Annotated in this window: 14 protein-coding genes; 3 read left to right on the plus strand and 11 right to left on the minus strand. The window is 45.7% G+C overall.

Annotated elements, in window-relative coordinates:
• The first annotated feature begins 11 nt into the window (after positions 1-11).
• Positions 12-2,948, plus strand: a complete 2,937-nt coding sequence (locus G9X63_RS06295) for a DEAD/DEAH box helicase (protein WP_130922615.1) — start codon at positions 12-14, stop codon at positions 2,946-2,948.
• On the opposite strand, the gene G9X63_RS06300 is transcribed toward G9X63_RS06295, so the two are convergent.
• Positions 2,940-3,605 carry a metal-dependent transcriptional regulator gene (locus tag G9X63_RS06300; RefSeq protein ID WP_252621951.1) on the minus strand — a complete coding sequence of 222 codons (666 nt, stop codon included), beginning with the start codon at positions 3,603-3,605 and terminating at the stop codon, positions 2,940-2,942. The two genes, G9X63_RS06295 and G9X63_RS06300, sit on opposite strands and share 9 nt — an antisense overlap.
• Before the next feature lie 72 nt (positions 3,606-3,677).
• Here G9X63_RS06300 and G9X63_RS06305 point away from each other — a divergent pair, with 72 nt between their 5' ends.
• Positions 3,678-5,000 (plus strand): Nramp family divalent metal transporter, encoded by a 1,323-nt coding sequence (locus tag G9X63_RS06305; protein WP_130922617.1) that lies wholly within the window; start codon positions 3,678-3,680, stop codon positions 4,998-5,000.
• Here the strand turns inward: G9X63_RS06305 and ribD are convergent.
• From ribD to G9X63_RS06345, 8 genes are all read right to left on the minus strand, one after another.
• Positions 4,948-5,931, minus strand: a complete 984-nt coding sequence (gene ribD, locus G9X63_RS06310; protein WP_252621953.1) for a bifunctional diaminohydroxyphosphoribosylaminopyrimidine deaminase/5-amino-6-(5-phosphoribosylamino)uracil reductase RibD — start codon at positions 5,929-5,931, stop codon at positions 4,948-4,950. The genes G9X63_RS06305 and ribD overlap by 53 nt on opposite strands.
• Positions 5,921-8,995, minus strand: coding sequence for an efflux RND transporter permease subunit (locus tag G9X63_RS06315; RefSeq protein ID WP_130922619.1), 3,075 nt, complete (start codon positions 8,993-8,995; stop codon positions 5,921-5,923). The genes ribD and G9X63_RS06315 overlap by 11 nt, the downstream gene beginning before the upstream one ends.
• Before the next feature lie 7 nt (positions 8,996-9,002).
• Entirely contained in the window at positions 9,003-10,094 is a 1,092-nt protein-coding gene (locus G9X63_RS06320; protein WP_130895400.1) for an efflux RND transporter periplasmic adaptor subunit, read from the minus strand.
• A gap of 63 nt (positions 10,095-10,157) precedes the next feature.
• Positions 10,158-10,640, minus strand: a complete 483-nt coding sequence (locus G9X63_RS06325; protein ID WP_130922620.1) for an Lrp/AsnC family transcriptional regulator — start codon at positions 10,638-10,640, stop codon at positions 10,158-10,160.
• Positions 10,624-11,130 carry a gliding motility lipoprotein GldH gene (gene gldH / locus G9X63_RS06330; RefSeq protein ID WP_161566407.1) on the minus strand — a complete coding sequence of 169 codons (507 nt, stop codon included), beginning with the start codon at positions 11,128-11,130 and terminating at the stop codon, positions 10,624-10,626. Before gldH ends, G9X63_RS06325 begins: the two co-directional genes overlap by 17 nt.
• Positions 11,102-12,649 (minus strand): PSP1 domain-containing protein, encoded by a 1,548-nt coding sequence (locus tag G9X63_RS06335; protein ID WP_420840732.1) that lies wholly within the window; start codon positions 12,647-12,649, stop codon positions 11,102-11,104. The genes gldH and G9X63_RS06335 overlap by 29 nt, the downstream gene beginning before the upstream one ends.
• Positions 12,639-13,925: a phosphoribosylamine--glycine ligase gene (gene purD / locus G9X63_RS06340; RefSeq protein WP_130895396.1), complete on the minus strand. Its 1,287-nt coding sequence runs from the start codon at positions 13,923-13,925 to the stop codon at positions 12,639-12,641. Before purD ends, G9X63_RS06335 begins: the two co-directional genes overlap by 11 nt.
• A 7-nt stretch (positions 13,926-13,932) precedes the next feature.
• Positions 13,933-16,248: a RecQ family ATP-dependent DNA helicase gene (locus tag G9X63_RS06345; protein ID WP_130922623.1), complete on the minus strand. Its 2,316-nt coding sequence runs from the start codon at positions 16,246-16,248 to the stop codon at positions 13,933-13,935.
• An 80-nt stretch (positions 16,249-16,328) separates the two neighbouring features.
• Here G9X63_RS06345 and G9X63_RS06350 point away from each other — a divergent pair, with 80 nt between their 5' ends.
• Positions 16,329-17,297 (plus strand): KpsF/GutQ family sugar-phosphate isomerase, encoded by a 969-nt coding sequence (locus G9X63_RS06350; protein ID WP_130895394.1) that lies wholly within the window; start codon positions 16,329-16,331, stop codon positions 17,295-17,297.
• 3 nt (positions 17,298-17,300) lie between these two features.
• Here the strand turns inward: G9X63_RS06350 and G9X63_RS06355 are convergent, their stop codons facing one another.
• Entirely contained in the window at positions 17,301-17,777 is a 477-nt protein-coding gene (locus G9X63_RS06355) for a DUF4293 domain-containing protein (RefSeq protein ID WP_130922624.1), read from the minus strand.
• 26 nt (positions 17,778-17,803) lie between these two features.
• Positions 17,804-19,273, minus strand: coding sequence for a 1-hydroxycarotenoid 3,4-desaturase CrtD (crtD, locus tag G9X63_RS06360; RefSeq protein ID WP_252621955.1), 1,470 nt, complete (start codon positions 19,271-19,273; stop codon positions 17,804-17,806).
• Between the last annotated feature and the right edge of the window lie 43 nt (positions 19,274-19,316).

A 19,316-nucleotide genomic window follows, 5' to 3' on the forward strand; every position in this document is an offset into this window, starting at 1 on the left:
GTGTTTTAAAAATGAAAATCTCTCCTAACAAACCTTTCCAGGTTGTTTATTCTTTATTGTCTCATGAATGCCTCGGATATTTATTCGACGTCTTTGTCGTGCAATTAAATGAGAAGGGTCAATTGACCTGGGAGTACCAAACGCTTACTTCCCGGAACTTCCACGAATTTGAGCATGCCCTTGACGATCGCGATCGTACGGCGGTGGGTTTGATTGAGAGTATGAAGCCGGTCGCGGTTTTTGAAAAATTCAATACCTCGAAGCGCAAGACGATGGAGGAGTTCTTTTTGAAGACTTGGGACGTAGAAAAAGGCGAGAAAGAAATTCAAGAGGCAGTGATGTCTGTGGTGGAGAAGAAAAGAGGTCAAGTGTTTGGGCTAATTTGTCCAGAAAAGACACTTTTCATCATGGGGAATGATGGCAATCCGATGCGTCAATCCGTTCAAATCGAGGCGGAGGCCGTGGATGTTTTGTTCCACTTTATGCGCAACGACGAGAATACGCATTATTTCCCTACCCTAAAATACCTAGGCAATAAACTCGAATTTCAGTACAAAGACGCGGTCGTTTTATGCGATGATCCGGCTTGGATGCTGATGAATCAAAAGCTATATCACTTTAATCCAGAACTAGAAGGCAAGAAATTGCGTCCGTTCTTGAACAAGAAGTTTGTCGCGATTCCGAAGAATATGGAGGAAGATTACTTCCGAAAATTCGTGAAGGCGATGGTGGCGCGTTACCCCGTACACGCGAAAGGATTCGAGATTACAAATACAGAAAAACCGGTCCAATTCCTACTCTCTTATGGCCCTACGGCGCCTAAAATCGAGGACGAAGAGACCCTGAAAAAGAAGGCAGCCTTAGAAGCAGCGGATCGCTGGAACTTTGTGTTATCCTTTCAATACGGCAATAACCGTTTCCCTTGGGACGGTTTATCGTCTGAGGCGAACGTGCTATTTGAGAAGAAAGGCGATAGTTATGCCTTCCAGAAAATTATGCGCTCCCACGTGAAGGAAAAACGTGCCTTCCAGCAGCTGAAGACTCTAGGGTTAAAGATGGAAAACGATGGCCGAGCCTTTATGCAACGCGGGGATGCGGTTCAATGGTTAACGGCGAACAAAGAAGCGCTGGATCAAGCTGGTTTTGTCGTTCAGTTCAAAGGCGATGGACAGGCGCCACGCTATTTCTTAGGAAAGCCAGAAATTAAGATTCGCATTGGCGAAAAACTGGATTGGTTTGACATTCAGGCGGTGATTTCGTTTGGGGAGTTCCAAATCCCTTTCTTGAAAATTCGCCAACTGATCTTACAAAAGAAGAAAGAATTCCATTTGCCGGACGGTTCCATCGCGATGATTCCAGACAACTGGTTCCACGATTACCAAGACCTTTTCTACTTCTCCGAGACGCGTCCCGGCGAAGAAGGCGTGTTCTTGCGTCGTCAACATTACCAGCTCGTGCAGGAATGGGAGAACCAAGATTTAGTCAAAACCGCATTAAGAGCTAAAACGATAAACGATTTAGCGCTGGAGGCGAAGGAATACCCGGTGCCCAAGAACTTCAAAGGCACCTTGCGTCCGTATCAATTAGAAGGCTACCGTTGGATGCGTACACGTCAGGCTGCAGGCTTAGGCGCTTGTTTAGCGGATGATATGGGTCTGGGTAAAACCGTTCAGACGCTTTGTTTATTGCAGAGTTTGAAGGAACAAGGGGAGACCTTGCCTACCTTGCTCGTGATGCCTACTTCTTTGTTATATAACTGGGAGATGGAGGCGAAGAAATTTACCCCGCAGTTGCGCGTTTTAGTCTACAGCGGTCCGCAAAGAGAGAAATTGCAGGCTCAAATCGGAAAGATCGATTTGATTCTGTGCTCCTTCGGGATGGTGCGTTCGGACATCGAATGGTTCGAAAAGCAAGCGTTCTCGTATGTGATTTTAGATGAGTCACAGGCGATTAAGAATCCTTTGGCCAATATTACCAAAGCCGTTCAAAAATTAAATGCGAAATTCCGTCTGGTGATGACAGGAACACCGTTGGAGAATTCAACGATGGATCTTTGGTCCCAAATGAATTTCGTGAACGCTGGACTGCTAGGTTCTCAACGTTATTTCAAAGACCATTTCCAATTGCCTATCGAAAAGAAGGCAGATATGGAGAAGAAAAAACGCCTTTATTTCTTAATTAAGCCCTATTTATTGCGCCGCGAGAAGCGTCAAGTAGCGGCTGATTTACCAGAAAAAATGGAGTCAGTGACCTATTGCTCGATGACCGAGGAGCAAGAGCGCTTGTATGACAAGACGAAATCGTTCTACCGTGACGTGTTACTGAAGCAAATCAAGGACGAAGGCTTGCAGAAATCGCGCTTCTCTGTATTACAAGGTTTGACGAAACTACGTCAGCTCGCGAACCACCCATCGCTTTGCGAAGAAGGTTATGCAGGAGATTCAGGCAAGATGGAAGCCGTTTTAGAAAAATTAGAGACCGTTTTAGAGCAGCATCACAAAGTGTTGATCTTTAGTCAATTCGTTCAGCATTTGAACTTGATTAAGACTGCCTTAGAGGAACGTGAAATTCCGTATGCGTATTTAGATGGAAGTACGGTGGATCGCAAGGGTCAAGTAGAAAGTTTCCAAAAAGAGGACGGTCAATCCGTTTTCCTTATCTCCCTAAAAGCCGGTGGAGTAGGTCTTAACCTGACTGCGGCAGATTACGTATTCTTGTTAGATCCGTGGTGGAATCCAGCGGCAGAGGCTCAGGCGATTGACCGTGCGCACCGTATTGGCCAAAAGAAAACGGTGTTCACCTATAAGTTCATCTCGAAAGAAACGGTGGAAGAGAAGATCCTTGCCTTACAACAGCGCAAAAAGGATTTAGCCTCCGAGTTAGTCACATCTGACGAAAGCATCCTACGCGCATTAAGCGAGGATGAAGTACTCGATTTATTAAGCTAGAATTTTTACCAGTATGTTTTTCGCCACTTCATGACTAATGAAGATGGGCGCAGCGTCGTTAATGGAAACGAAGATCGATCGATCGAATTCGTTGATCTCCTGGATGTCTAGTTTTGCCCCTAAACTCAAATTCAATTTGGTTAGCAATTGCAAGAAGACTGCCGAATCCTGTGCCACCCCCATTAATTTGCAGGTTTTCGTTGCTTTGATATCAGAAAGATGGGAATAGGCTAATTCAGGGAGAATTCCTTCTTTATTCGGGATAGGGTCGCCGTGCGGATCGGTCTTCGGAAAACCGAGGTATTCGTCTAATTTATTGATTAATTGGTCCGATTCGATGTGCTCGAGCTGTTCGGCGATTTCGTGCACCTCGTCCCAATTGAAGCCCATTTTATCCACTAAGAATACTTCCCAAAGTCGGTGCTTGCGCACAATCGACAACGCAATTTTCTCTCCCTCTACACTTAAACGAACGCCTTGGTATTTTTGGTAATTCACCCAGCCCTTTTCGGCTAATTTACGTAACATATCGGTCACCGATGCTGCTTTTGTTTGCATCAATTCCGCTACGGCGTTCGTTGAAATGTCCTCCGAAGTTGCCTCTGATAGGCGGTGGATAACCTTTAAGTAGTTTTCTTCTGTGAATGAAATGGCCATGAGGTAAAGGTAGTAAATTTATTTTTTAGGTTAATCTAAAAATTATTTTTAAATTGTACAAAATTCTTACCTATGTCGAGTCCTTGGCGTTCTAGTCCTAAAATGAAATCCCTCTCTGAAGTGTTTGGGACGATTCCTGTACCCACAGGAAATGGATTTTGGAAGAATTTACGCGCTTTTATGGGCCCTGGGTTTTTAGTGGCGGTAGGTTACATGGATCCAGGCAATTGGGCGACGGATTTAGCGGGAGGAGCCTCTTTCGGATATACCTTGTTATCGGTTATCCTCGTTTCGAGTATTTTTGCGATCATTTTACAGCATTTAGCTTTAAAGCTGGGCGTCGCTTCCGGACGGGATCTAGCGCAGGCCTGCGGGGATGCCTTTTCGAAGCCGGTCGCCATTTTCCTGTGGCTTGTCTGTGAGATTGCCATCGCCGCCTGTGATTTAGCGGAGGTGATTGGGTCAGCTTTGGCGCTTCAATTACTCTTCGGGATACCTATTTTGGCCGGGATCGTGATTACGATTTTAGATGTATTTTTGATATTATATTTCCAAAACAAAGGATTTAAAGTCATCGAATCCATCGTTTTATCCCTCTTAATCGTCATTGTTTGCTGTTTTGCTTACGAGTTATTTATCTCGCAACCTTCTATCGCAGGAATCCTAGGCGGCTTAGTTCCACAAACTTCCGTGGTGATGAATCCTAGTCAATTGTACGTGGCTATTGGTATTCTAGGGGCAACGGTGATGCCACATAATCTGTACTTGCATTCGAGTATTGTACAAACACGTGCCATCAAGGATACGGACGAAGACAAGGCTAAGGCGATTAAGTACGCCACTTGGGATTCGACGCTATCTTTAGGATTAGCCTTTTTTATTAATGCCGGGATTTTGATTTTAGCAGCGGCAGCCTTTCACGGAAATAACCTACAACACGTCGCGGATATCCGGGATGCGTATCAATTATTAGACCCCGTATTGGGCAGTCAATTAGCGAGTATTTTGTTCGCCGTGGCCTTGTTAGCATCGGGCCAAAATGCTACGTTGACAGGTACGCTAGCCGGCCAAATCGTGATGGAGGGATTCCTCGATCTGCGTATTGCCCCTTGGCTAAGACGTTTGATTACCCGCTTAATTGCTATCATTCCGGCCTTCTTTATTACTTGGATCTACGGAGAATCGAAGATAGGAGAGCTGTTAGTCTTCTCTCAAGTGGTACTTTCGATGCAGTTAAGCTTTGCCGTGATTCCGTTAGTCTTATTCACCGGGGATAAACAGAAGATGGGGAAATTCGCGAATTCATCGCTTTTGCAAGGAATTGTTTGGGTGATAACCGCGATTATTTTAGGCTTGAATATGTACTTGCTGGGGCAGGTTTTAGGATTCCTTTAAACCAGGTATCGTCACCTATATAGTCAATGGCTCGCCATTTTACAGGTAGTTTAGGTTCATGGATTCCTTCTTCAAGTGTTTTGGGACTTCTGATTTTCCGAACCTCATCCACCAGTCCATCCGCAAACAACATTTCCATCGTTTTCGCGCCGCCTTCCACTAGGATGGATTGAAGAGCTAAGGCAGCTACTTCTGCTGATGAACGCAAGACGATTGTTTCTCCTCCATCTGTTAAGACTTTAGCGGTGGAAGGAATTCTGCCGGAAGGATCTAACACGATTCGAACTGGGTTCGCCCCTGCTACTAAACGAGTGGTCAGAGAAGGGTCGTCATGGATGATGGTTTGGACGCCCACTAAAATTCCTTGGTGTTCCGCGCGCATTTGATGCACGCGAATCGCGGATAATTCGTTCGATAGCTGAACGGGCGCACCTGCGGCGCCAGCGATGAATCCATCGGCACTAACCGCGTATTTGAAGGTAATATAAGGCCTTTTCAGGCGGTGAAAGGTAAAGAAGTGCCGGTTAATCCATTCGCCTGTTTCAGCCAATAAACCGATGTGGCAAGTGATACCTGCAGCCTCCAGTTTCTCGACTCCTTTCCCTGCTACGAGTGGATTAGGATCTAGGTTTGCCATGTAGACAGTGGAGATGCCGGATTGAATCAGTAAATCAGCACAAGGAGGTGTTTTGCCAAAATGGGAGCAAGGCTCCAAGGTCACAAAGGCCGTCGCGCCTTCTACAGATTCCGAGCAGGAACGTATCGCATTCACCTCTGCATGAGGACCACCATACTGTTGGTGATAACCTTCGCCTAAGATGCGGTTATCTTTGACAATCACACAACCTACTAAAGGATTAGGGGCAACGCGCCCTGAGCCTAATAAGGCTAGGTCAAAGGCGCGTTGCATCCAAATTTCTTTATTCGGCATGAACTGGTTTGCGGTTACTCGATAAATAACTGTAAATCGCTGGGATGATGTACAAGGTCAGCGTAGTAGAGAATAACATACCACCCACTACGGCGATACCCATTGAAACCCTGCTTTGAGATCCAGAACCTAAGGCTAAGGCGATCGGTAAAATACCTAAAATCGTACAAAGCGAAGTCATAATAATGGGACGGAAACGAGCAACTGCTGCCTCTTGCACCGCCTGTGTTTTTTCCAAACCCGTTTCTTTCCGCTGATTGGCAAATTCTACGATCAAAATACCGTTCTTGGTCACGAGGCCTATGAGGACGATGATACCGATTTGGGAGAAGATATTCAACGTTTGGCTGAAATCCCAAAGCGTTAATAACGCTCCCGCTACCGCTAGAGGCACTGTGAACAAGATGATAAATGGATCGACGAAGCTTTCAAATTGAGCTGAAAGGATCAAATAGATCAATAAAATCGCCAGAGCGAAGGCGAAGAGTAGGGAAGAGCTGGACTCTTTGAATTCCTTACTTTGACCATCATAAGCGGTAGAGAAGGAAACGTCGAAGGTCTCTTTCGCTAATTTATCCATCTCGTTCAAAGCCTCGCCTAAAGTCACCCCTTTCGCCATCTGCGCCGTTACCGTAGCCGCTACGTAGCGGTTATAACGGAATAGTTGGGGAGGCGTACTCTGCTCTGTAATCTTTACCAAGTTATCCAATTGAATCAAATCCCCCCGGTTGTTTTTTACGTACAGGGACTTCAAATCGGATACATCATTCCGCATCGGGCGGTCGATCTGGCCGATGATTTGGTATTGTTTCCCGTCCATCACAAAGTAACCAAAACGTCTACCCGAAAGGCCTAATTGCAAAGTTGTTGCCACATCTTGGATGGAAACGCCTAGGTTTTGGGCTTTATCGCGGTTGATCTCAAGGCGCAATTCTGGCTTGGTAAACTTCAAGTTCACATCTGCCATCTCGAACTTCGAACTCTCCCTCACTTTGGCCATAAACAACGGAATGTTCTTCTTCAAACTCTCGAAAGTAGAAGCTTGAATCACGAAGGCTACCGGTAAACCACCCCCACCGCGTTGTCCCGTAGACAAGGTCGGTTCTTGGATCAAGGTCGCCCGGGCACCTGTGAATTTCTTGATTTTAGGTTGAATGGCATCCGCAATTTGTTGCTGCGTTCTACGTCCTTCTGGATCTGCTAAAATAACGCGCATAGTTCCCGTATTTGAACCACCATTCCCAAAAGGAGGGGATGTAATCGAGTAAACGGCATAACGTTCGTGCGCCGGAATATCCGTCATCAAGAACTTCGCCATTTCATCGGTGTAGTTCAACATATACTCAAAAGTCGCGCCTTCTGGGGCCGTTGCACTGACACGCAATCCCCCTCTATCCTCTAAAGGAGCTAATTCAGAGGGAATAGCTTCGAATTTAAACAGGGCGTAAATTATGCCAAATAAGGAGAACATGATCACCCAAGCCATCCAACGAATCTTAATAAAGGCCGCTAATGAGTCTTCATATCCCTTGGTTAGAGCAACAAAAAAGGGCTCCGTAACAGTGTAAAACCAAGGTTTGGTATGACTTCCTTTCAATAAACGCGAACTCAACATAGGTGTCAACGTCAACGAAACGAAGGCAGAAATAATCACGGATCCAGCCACCACAATTCCGAACTCCCGGAATAAACGTCCCGTAATCCCTTGCAAGAAAATCACCGGTAAAAACACGGCTGCGAGTGTAACGGTCGTCGAAATAACGGCAAAATAGATCTCTTTCGATCCTTCTACGGCCGCTTCCCAGGGGCTGAGTCCCTCTTCGATTTTGGTGTAAATATTCTCTAAAACCACAATCGCATCATCCACCACAAGTCCGATGGAAAGCACGATACCTAATAGCGTCAATACGTTGATAGAGAATCCGGCTAAATACATAAAGAAGAACACCCCAATCAAACTGACCGGAATGGCCGTCAATGGAATGATCGTCGATCTCCAATCCCGCAAGAACAAGAAGATGATAATCGTTACCAATAAAATCGCGGTGAAGATGGTTTCCTCCACCTCTTCAATCGATTTACGCACATATTTCGTGTTGTCAAAACCTTCCTTCATCTCCACATCCGCTGGCAGAGTCAAACGAATTTGCTCCACTTTCTTGTGGATGGCATCTACGATTTGGATTTGGTTCGAACCGGGTTGTGGAATCACCGCGATGGAAATCATCGGCTTCAAATCCCGCTTAAAGAATGTTTTGTTGTTTTCTGGCGATAGTTCTGCTCTACCTACATCAGAGAATTTTACCGAACGATCACCCTCTTCTTTGATAATCAAATTATTGAAATCGTCCTCTGTGGTCATACGGCCCTGTGTTCTCACAGTTAATTCCGTGTTCGCTCCTTCGATACTTCCAGAGGGTAATTCGATATTTTGTTTAGCTAAGGCATTCACGATATCAGGCGCCGTCAAACGGAAAGAGGCTAAGCGTTCCGGATCGATGTGCAAGCGCATCGCATATTTCTGCTCTCCCCACAATTGCACGGAACTAACGCCCGGAATCGTTTGGAATTTTTCCTTGATATTACGTGTGGCTAATTCGTTTAAGGATAACAAATTTCGAGTAGCCGAGAAAACGTTGATGTTGTAAATAGGACTTGCATCCGCATCAGCTTTCGCTACGATGGGCGGATCCACGTCTTTCGGCAATTGCCCCATCGCACGCGACACGCGGTCACGCACGTCGTTCGCTGCATCTTCGATATTGACCGAAAGATCAAATTCCACCGTAATACTCGAACGGCCATCGCGACTCGAACTAGATAGCGTACGAATACCGGCGATACCATTAATCGACTCCTCTAAAGGTTCCGTAATCTGGGATTCGATGATGTCCGCATTCGCCCCGGTATAGGAAGTTTGCACGTTGACCACCGGCGGATCCACCGATGGGTATTCCCGGACTCCTAAATAGGTGTATCCGATGATTCCAAATACGATAATCGTTATGGACATTACGATTGAAAGTACCGGTCTTTTAATACTAATCTCTGAGAAAGATGCCATTGTTAGCTTATTTTACGACTTCTTTAATTTCTACATCGCCATCTGGTTTCACCTGAATGATCCCGTTCGTAATCAAAGTGTCACCTATCGCTAGGCCGTCTAAGATCTCCACTGTTTTGTCACTTCGTGTTCCTAAAGTCACTTTCGTAGACACAGATTTGCCATTTTTAACGACATATACTTTGTTCCCTTTTGCTTCAGGAATCACCGATTCTGTAGGGATCATAATCGCCGACCCTTTTGACTTCAGGATTAAATTTACCTTCGCGAAGGCACCAGGAACTAATTGATTTCCTGGATTAGGTGCTTGTGCACGAATCTGCAAGGTTCTTGTTTGCGGATCGATTTTAGGGTCAATGGCATAGACACGACCGATGAAGTTTTTCTCTTCATTCTCTGTCACAAACTCGATGGTGCCACCATTTTTCACTTGCGTGGCATATTTTGCAGGGATCGAGAATTCGATTTTAGCTGGGTTCGTGTTTGTTAAAGTCGCTATTTGCGTAGATGGAGAAATATAACTTCCCATACTTACGTAACGGAAACCGATTTTTCCAGCAAACGGCGCGCGCAAAGTGGTTTTTAAAATCTGCGCTTTTAAGTCTTCGATATCCGCCGAAATCGTATTGACCGAGTTCACCGCAATATCATATTCCCGTTGTGAGATGGCTTCTTTTTGAAGTAAAACTTTCTGGCGAGCCTCGTTATCCTCTGCTAATTTCTTATTGAATCCTAGTTTGCGAAGACGCGCTTGTAAATCATCGTCGTTAATGCGTAGTAAAACGGTGCCTTTGGCCACCACATCCCCTTCTTTGATGTTGAGTAAAATGATACGCCCCGCGATTTCAGAACGAATTTCAACTTCTTCATTAGGCAAAATAGAACCTGTCGAACTGATCATATCATCCAAACGCGTCGATTTCACCACAGTCACAATGACTGCCGTTTTGCCTCCCTTTCCACCTGGGCCGCTTTTTTCTTTGCCTTTCTCTTTGGTTTCAGCGGAGAAAAAAGTCTTTTTGATTTTGGGATAAAAAGCCAAGCCTACAATGAAGGCGATGGTTAAAATCGACAGAAGCGTTTTTGTAATTTTATTCATAGATACTAGGTTTTCATACTAAGGTAATCAAATCCGAGGAAAGGCTTACCCTAACTTATAGGCTTATATTTTTAAAGAATTCGAAATCCAGGGCATAAAGTGCTCATTCTCTACCTCGTTCATCACGAAATGGCTTTGCGCATTGCCAATGTTTTTAATGCTGGCGAGTTTATGCAAAATAAATTCGCGGTATTCATCCATATCTGCCACCACAATTTTCAAAAGAAAATCGCTGTGTCCAGACACACAATAGCATTCTTGTACCTCCACTAACTGCATCACGTCCTGTTCGAATTGCTTCAAGTAGTCTGCCGCGTGTTCTTTCAGGGAGATGTCACAGAAAACGGTTAAGGTTTTACCTAGTTTGGCTGGGTTGATCATCGCTCGGTAGCCCGTTATCACGCCCTCTTTTTCCATTCGCTTGATTCGCTCGTGGATAGGCGTCGCACTCATTCCTAGGCGTGAGGCCATTTCTTTATTGGAAAGAAAGGCATCTTCGTGCAGAAATGCGAGGATTTTTTTATCGATGTCATCTATTTTTGCCATGAGTTCCTTTTTCTAACACGAGTCCGATTGAAACCATTCCTGCTAGGGTGTCCACGCGCATAGCTTGTTCTAATTGAATTTGGTATTTCCCCTGCTTAGGAAATGATAAAGCTGGATACACGAGGAATTTTTTCTCGTAAATATCGCCAAAACCGGCGCCTTTCGGCTTCCCCGTTGTAGGGTCATATAAGATGGCTTCGGCTAAACCTTTTTGAAGGGTTTTTCCTTTTGCATCTACTACACTCGGGCTAAAATAGAGGTTATAGAAGGGGTAGGCATTGTTTTGTCGTACCACTACATAGACAGCATAGCTCATTGTGGAGTCCGGAACCTCGACCTCAAAGCGGATGGGTTGCTTTTGAATCCATCCCACTGCTTCAAATTTAGCCGTCTCATCTAAGACAATTTTCGGATCACCACAAGCCGTCACCATCAGGGTGCAGAGGGCGATTATCCCGATGCTAAGCTTCAGGGGTAGGCGCTGCACCATCTCTTGGAGGTCTTGGTTTAAACTTCTTTTTCTTCTTGAATGGTTTAGGCGTAGCTGTTCCGCCATCGGCTGCTGGAGTTACTCCCTCCGGACGTACTTGTCCTTCCGGTCTTGGAGGTCTAGGTGGGCGATTTTCCCCTTCCGGACGTGGCCCTCGGTTTTGTCCCTCTGGACGAGGTCCGCGGTTTTCACCTTCCGGACGCGGTGGTCTTGGCGGGCGATTTTCGCCTTCCGGTCTTGGAGGTCTAGGTGGGCGATTTTCCCCTTCCGGACGTGGTCCACGATTCTGTCCCTCTGGACGAGGTCCACGATCAGGACGAGGTCCGCGATCTTGCCCTTCAGGGCGTGGTCCACGATTTCCTCCATCGCGATTTCCTCGATTGTTTCGGTTGTTGCGATTGCCGGATTTTACCCCACCGTATTTCTTGTCCATCCGCTCTAAATCAGAGTTTAGCTCAGATACCGTAGGTTTTTCTACCGCTGGAGCATCTGGATTCAGATCCTCAAACGACTCAGGAATAATCCCTTTCTTATTTAAATCAACAATTTCCTCCACGCGATCACAGCTCACCGGAATCCAGATAGCCTCTTCGCCCACAATCCCGAACCACATCATGCGCTTGAAAATGTCCGTCTTTTGCAAGATGGCCTCTCCTCGTTTTGTTTTTAAGCGGCCTTCAATGGTAGGGATGCTCTTTAAGGCATCCATATAGGTCTCTAGTTCGTAATTCAAGCAGCATTTCAAACGTCCACATTGGCCACTTAATTTGACTGGATTCAATGATAGATTTTGGTATCTAGCCGCTGAAGTAGTTACGTTCTTGAAATCAGATAACCAGGTAGAGCAGCATAATTCGCGACCACAAACCCCGATTCCGCCTAATCTACCCGCTTCTTGACGAAGAGAAATCTGCTTCATTTCGACGCGAATCTTGAATTCTGTCGCTAGAAGCTTGATTAATTCACGGAAATCGACGCGGTCTTCAGACGAATAGTAGAAGATCGCTTTGGCCCCATCGGATTGGAATTCCACATCCGAAAGTTTCATGTTTAGCTTTAGGTCGCTGATGATTTGACGACCACGGTACATCGTAGGTAAATCACGAGCCATTGCTTGCTCGTGCTTCTCGATGTCCTTTTCTGTGGCTAAACGGAAGATATTTTTGACCTTATCGTCGTCTTTGATATTCTTCTTCAACAATTGAAGACGAACGAGCTCGCCCTGTAAGGAAACCGTTCCTAATTGAGTTCCGCTGCTGGAATCGACCATGACAGCGTCACCTGTATGCAGTTCTAGTTGATCTACATTCCGGAAATACTCTTTTCTGCCTCCTTTGAATTTCACCTCCACGATGTGAAAGCGCTGAAAAGAAGGGACGTCTAAGTCTGACAACCAGTCAAAAACGTTCATTTTATTGCAACCACCTGAGCCACAACCGCCATTACTTTGACAGCCTTTTACCTCTCCGCTTGCGCTGGTAGAGCCACATGACCCACTGGAACACGATTTACATGCCATATCTTAATACATCTAATCCGATGTCTCTTCTAAAGTTTTTACCTTCGAATTGGATGGTTTGAGCGGCCTTTTGTGATTTCTGGATCGCTCTTTCCAAGGTATTCGAAGTTCCAGTCAGCGCCATAACACGGCCACCACTGGTGATAATATCGCCGTCTTTTGACGTCGTACCTGCGTGGAAAACGATGGCGTCTTCCACTTTTTCAACCCCTGTTAACACATCGCCTTTGCGGTATTCCTCTGGATATCCGCCCGCCACTAACATCGTTGTTACGGCGTATTGGTCCAAAATGGAAATCGTTTGTTCGCTCAGCGTGCCATTGGAGGCTGCAATTAGCAAAGATAGGAAATCTGATTCGATTCTAGGTAAAACCACCTCCGTTTCCGGATCTCCCATTCGTGCATTGTACTCGATGACATAGGGCTCGCCTTCGTGGTTCATTAAACCAATGAAGATGAAACCTTTATAGTCTATATTTTCTGCTTTCAAGCCTTTTACTGTCGGTTCGATGACCTTTTGCTTCACTAATTCCATGAATTTTTCATTCGCAAAGGGAACGGGTGAAACGGCGCCCATACCACCCGTGTTCAAGCCTTCGTCGTTTTCTCCGATGCGCTTGTAGTCTTTCGCCTCCGGTAAAACCACATAGTTTTCTCCATCTGTTAACACGAAAACGGATAATTCGATTCCGCGTAAGAATTGTTCGATCACCACTTTAGAACTGGCATCACCAAACTTTGCATCCAATAGCATTTCGTTCAAGGCCGTCTCAGCTTCCTCTAAAGTCAAGGCAATAATCACCCCTTTTCCAGCCGCTAAGCCGTCCGCTTTTAATACAATCGGTAAAGATTGTTGCTGTAAATAGGCTAATCCATCAGCGATCGTGTCCTTCGTGAAAGTTTGCGATGCGGCTGTTGGGATGCCGTATTTGTGCATAAAGTTCTTTGAGAAGTCTTTGCTTCCTTCGATTTGGGCACCTTCTGCGCCTGGTCCCACGATTCCTACGTGTTGCAGGTCAGCTTGTGATTCGATGAAATCACGCACCCCTTTTACTAAAGGCTCTTCTGGGCCCACGACCACTAAACCGATATCATGTGTGCGGATTGCTGTAGCGATCCCTTCAAAATCGGTCACGCCGATGGCTAAATTGGTTCCGCATTGAGCGGTTCCGGGGTTACCCGGTGCAATGTATAAATTACCTAGGATAGGGCTTTGGCTAATCTTCCAAGAAAATGCGTGTTCACGGCCTCCAGCACCTAATATTAAAACGTTCATATACTTATTAATTGGCTAATTCACTTAAAAATTTAATGCGCATTAAACGAAGTTCTTCCTCCGTTACATCTTCAATATCACACGTATCCAAGGCCTCTGCGATGTCATCCGTGTCCGCAGACATGAAGTATTCGTATATTTCCTCTTGTTTGTCTAGTTCCATCACCTGATTGATGTAATAATCCAGGTTCAGCTTCGTACCTGAGAAGCAGATGGTCTCGATCTCTTCGATCAATTCCGCCATGCTCACTTCTTTTTGCTCAGCGATCAGGTCTAAATCGATTTTGCGATCGACCTGTTGGATGATATAAATCTTGATTTTTGACTTGTTGACGGTCGATTTCACGACTACCTCTTTCGCCGTCTCGATCTCGTTTTCTTCCACGTAGCGATTGATCACATCCAGGAATGGCTTGCCGAATTTCACGACTTTACCCATTCCCACGCCGTTGATTTGGGCCATTTCATCCTGTGTAGTCGGATAAGTGGTCGCCATTTCTTCCAAAGAAGGATCTTGGAAAATCACATACGGAGGCAAATTTTTCTCCTTCGCGATCTTCTTGCGGAGGGTTTTAAGTAGGTCAAAGAGGGCGTCATCATAGGCTTTGGCCCCTAAAGCAGCTCCCTCATCTTCATTTTCAGCGGGCTCCGCTTCTTTTTCGTAATCGTGGTCTTTGTAGAACGTAATCGGGAAGGATTCCTTCAAGAAAGCCTGTCCAGCCTCACTTAAACGTAGTACACCATAATTCTCAATGTCTTTTTCTAGCAGACCAAAAATGGACATTTGCTTGATAAAGGAGATCCAAGGGGACTTTTCATCTTCGATAGGCACCGGCTTTGATGGCGTTTTGCGCATCTTCGGTTTTTTAGGCGTATCCTCGTCTCCGTCTTCATCCTCGTCCTCATCATCCTCTTCGTCTACCTCAGGAGCAATCCAAGAAACCGTTTTTCCTGCACCAAACAGAGATAATTTCTCCTGTTCGTGGCTGGCAATAAAAGAATTCGATTTGCCCTCTAAGAAATCTGCGATATGCTCTGCGTCGAATTGTTCGCCAGTTTGCTGCACTGCTTTCAACACAAGGCTAACCTCCTCTTCCGCTTTAAACGTAGGGGTAGGATGCATACAATTGTCGCAGAAACCGCAGTTTTCAGCCATATGCTCCCCAAAATAGTGAAGCAATTGCTTGCGACGGCAAACACCTAAATTCGTATAGTACACCATTTCAGACAAGAGAATTTTCGCATTCTCCTTCTCTGTTACGGCCTTATCTTTATTAAACTTATCTAATTTCAATATGTCATCGTAGGTATAGAACAAGATACATGTTCCATCCAAGCCATCACGACCGGCACGACCTGTTTCTTGGTAATATCCCTCTAATGACTTAGGAGCGTCGTAGTGAATCACAAAACGCACATCTGGTTTATCGATTCCCATTCCAAAAGCAATCGTCGCCACCATCACGTCCACTTCCTCATTCAAGAAAGCTTCTTGGTTCGCCATGCGTACCTGCGGCTCTAAACCAGCGTGGTAAGGAAGCGCCTTCACGCTATTCACGTGTAATAATTCCGCAATTTCCTCGACGCGCTTTCTCGAAAGGCAATAAATAATCCCCGCTTTGCCGTTATGCGACTTAATGAAACGGATTAATTGCTTGTCGATATCTTTCTTCGAGCGGATCTCGTAGTAGAGATTTTTGCGGTTGAAAGAGGATTTAAAAACGGTCGCATCTTCCAGATTTAAGGTCTTTTGGATATCAATTTGCACCTTAGGAGTTGCCGTCGCCGTTAAAGCGATGATGGGCATCTTCTCATCGATGGTCTCGATGATGGTACGTATTTTTCGGTATTCTGGTCTAAAATCGTGCCCCCATTCAGAGATACAATGTGCCTCGTCGATCGCGACGAAGGAGATTTTAGCCTGTTTTAAGAAGTTCAGGTTCTCTTGTTTATTCAGTGATTCCGGGGCGATGTACAATAATTTCACGGCTCCAGAGATCACTTCGGCCTTTACCCGGTTGATTTCCGCGCGGGTTAAAGAGGAATTTAAGAATTGGGCATTTATGCCAAAAGCCAACATTTGATCTACCTGATTCTTCATCAATGCGATCAAAGGCGAGATGACAATCGCTGTTCCCTCCATTACAATCGCCGGTAATTGATAGCAAAGCGATTTGCCTGCCCCAGTAGGCATCAGAACGAAACTATTCTTTCCTTGAACGGTATTTAGAATAATGGCTTCTTGTTCACCCCGAAATTGGCTAAATCCAAAGGTTTTTTTTAGCTGTTCCTTTAAGCTATCGATCGTAATTGGATGGGGCATAATTTGATTAATGGGTTGTTTCGGCGATGATTAGATTCTGCGGGCTTCTACTTATCTTTGCCCTACAAATTCTTCTAACATTGAAATTAAGCAAAAATATCCAATCCACAGCAAAAAAAGTTTTGACACAGGAAGCAGAGGCCATTCTGCAAGTGAGCGCCGGAATTAATTCGGATTTTGAGGCTTGTGTAGAACATTTGTTGAGTATCCCGGGGCGTATTGTGTTTACGGGAATCGGTAAATCCGCCATTATTGCCCAGAAAATTGTGGCAACGATGAATTCGACCGGAACGCCTGCTTTATTTATGCACGCGGCGGATGCGATTCACGGCGATTTAGGGATGATTCAGGACGGCGATGCGGTGATTTGTATTTCGAAGTCAGGCGATACGCCAGAAATCAAGGTGTTAGTTCCTTTGATCAAGCGTTTGCAGGTGAAATTGATTGCGATGGTTTCGAACAAGAACTCGTATTTAGGCCAGCAATCGGATTATATTTTGCACGCTTTGGCGGAGCAGGAGGCGGATTTGTTGAATCTGGCACCTACGACATCGACGACGGTGGCTTTGGCATTAGGCGATGCGTTAGCGGTTTGTTTGTTAGAATGCAAAGGATTTACGGCACAGGATTTTGCCAAATACCATCCAGGCGGCGCCCTCGGCAAACGCCTTTATTTAAAAGTGGGCGATATTTATCCCACTCACGAATTCCCAGCCATCTCCCACACGTCCTCCATTCAGGAAGCAATCCACGAAATTTCCTCGAAGCGCTTAGGTGCAACGGCAGTATTGGATGCGCAAGGAGAATTAGCCGGAATCATTACGGATGGCGACGTTCGCCGTACTTTGGAAAACTCGAAAGATTGGTCTGCGATAGTGTTAGCAGACATGATGAATACCACACCGAAGACGATTGAGGCGGAGGCATTTGCGACGGAGGCTTTAGCCATCATGCAAAGCAAAAATATCACACAACTGGTGGTGACGGCAAATAAAAAGGCCGTGGGATTTGTGCATCTCCACGACCTGTTGAAAGAGGGTATCGTCTAAAACTTAGCGCATACGGTTCGACGATTGCACCAGCATCTCGTCCTTGCGGATGAGGCGGTTCGCTATCATATTAGCCAGCAGGGAAACCACTAAGGCGTAGAATCCGTAGCCATATTTTCCCTGAATTTCCGGTTCAAACGTAGGCATCGCCTCCTTGAAAATCACCCAAAAAGCATAGCCCATCGCCCCCGCTAAAACCAGCGAGTTGATTAAGCCTAACATCATTTGACGCATGCGGTTTTTGAAAGAGAAGATCGTTACAAGCGTAATAACCGTCGATAAAGTCACTAAAAGGGCAATCGCGATATTGCTATGCGCCGCAACTTCTTTTCCGTTTTGGAATAATTGCCATTGGTTGGAGAAAAGCTCTGCTTTTTGGCCTGAAGTGCCTATTTTTTGCCAAATAGAAATGCCCGATGTCGCGATGGCATTGCCAATAATCGCTAAGGCTAAGAAAAGGGTTTGTGGTCTTTGAATCATAATGTTATAGAAATGAATAGGCGAAATTACGCATTTTCTGCAAAAAGCTTCGCCGCAACTTTTGCAGAAGATAAACAAAGCGGAATTCCTCCGCCCGGATGGACGCTGCCGCCTACCCAATACAAATTTTTGATCGCCTTGCGGTAATTCGGGTGGCGTAAAAACGCCGCGAATCGGTTGTTCGATGCATTTCCGTACAAGGCTCCACCAGCGGAAGAAGTTCTCGCCTCGATGCGTCTCGGGTCTAAATAATCCTCTGCCACGATGTGTTTCTCGACATCTACACCTAAATTTCTTGAAAGCTTCGTGATCACATTTTTTCTCATTCTTGCTACCAATGCATCCCAATCCTGTCCCTCGTTTGCCGGTACATTCATCAAGATAAACCAGTTTTCGCCACCTGCTGGCGCATCAGATTTTTCTACTTTCGAAGAGATATGTAGGTAAATGGTCGGGTCATCGTTGATGGTTTGGTCCTCGAAGATGGCCTTGAATTCGCCCTGGTAATCGTCCGAGAAGAAGATGTTGTGCACGCCTAATTCATTGAAACTACGGTCCATTCCCCAATAGAAGATGATGCCGGAGCTGGATTTGGGTTGGGTTAAGAGCTTTTTCGGTTGTGGTTCCTGTGCCAGCAGTTTCGTGTAACTCGGGCGAATGTCTGCGTTGCAGGCGATGTAATCAAAGGTGTAATTCCCTTTTTCAGTCTCTAATCCAGTCGCGGTATGATTTTCGGTGGATATGCGGTACACTTTCTCGTTGAAGTGAAAGTCCACACCTAGCTCTTCGGCGAGGCGGTGGAGTGCTCGAGGGATACTGATGATACCGCCTTTGGGGAAAAAGGCACCAATGTTATATTCTAAATGCGGAATGATTGATAAAGTCGCGGGCGTTTGGTAAGGATCCGAGCCGTTGTAGGTGGCGTAGCGGTCAAAAAGTTGGACCGTTTTCGGGTTAGTAAAACGCTTCGCGTGGGAGCGGTGCATCGTGTTAAAAAGACCTAGGCGCGGAATATTCAGGTAGCCTTTCAGGGCTTTCCGCCCTGTCCAAGTCGACAAAGAATGTAAGGAATTATCGAGAAATAGATCGCTGATAATATGGTAGTTTTCTCCGATTTCGCGTAAAAAACGGGCTACGTTCTCCTCCGATTCGCCCAGTTCCGAAGCAATCGCCGCGGCTGTTTCTGCAGGCGCTGCGTTCGTTTGCAAGCGTGTGCCATCTTCCCAAAAGTAACGGCAAATCTCCGGCAATCGCTCATAACTGAAATAATCGCGGGGATTTTTGCCTGCCAGCGTGAACAATTCGTCCACTAAATGCGGCATCGTGAAAAGGGAGGGGCCGGCGTCAAAACGAAATCCGTTCGTTTCGATTTGGGCTAATTTGCCTCCAGGATAGGAATTCGCTTCGAAAACGCTGACTTGGTGGCCCGCCACCGCGCTGCGAATGGCAAAGCCCAAACTACCCATTCCGGATCCGACAATTCCTATTTTTGACATAATTCAAAATTAAGTAAAAAAGAATAAAGCCCTAAATGTTTTT

Origin of the sequence: Aquirufa antheringensis (genome assembly GCF_023921165.1) — a bacterium.
Taxonomy (GTDB): Bacteria; Bacteroidota; Bacteroidia; order Cytophagales; family Spirosomataceae; genus Aquirufa; species Aquirufa antheringensis.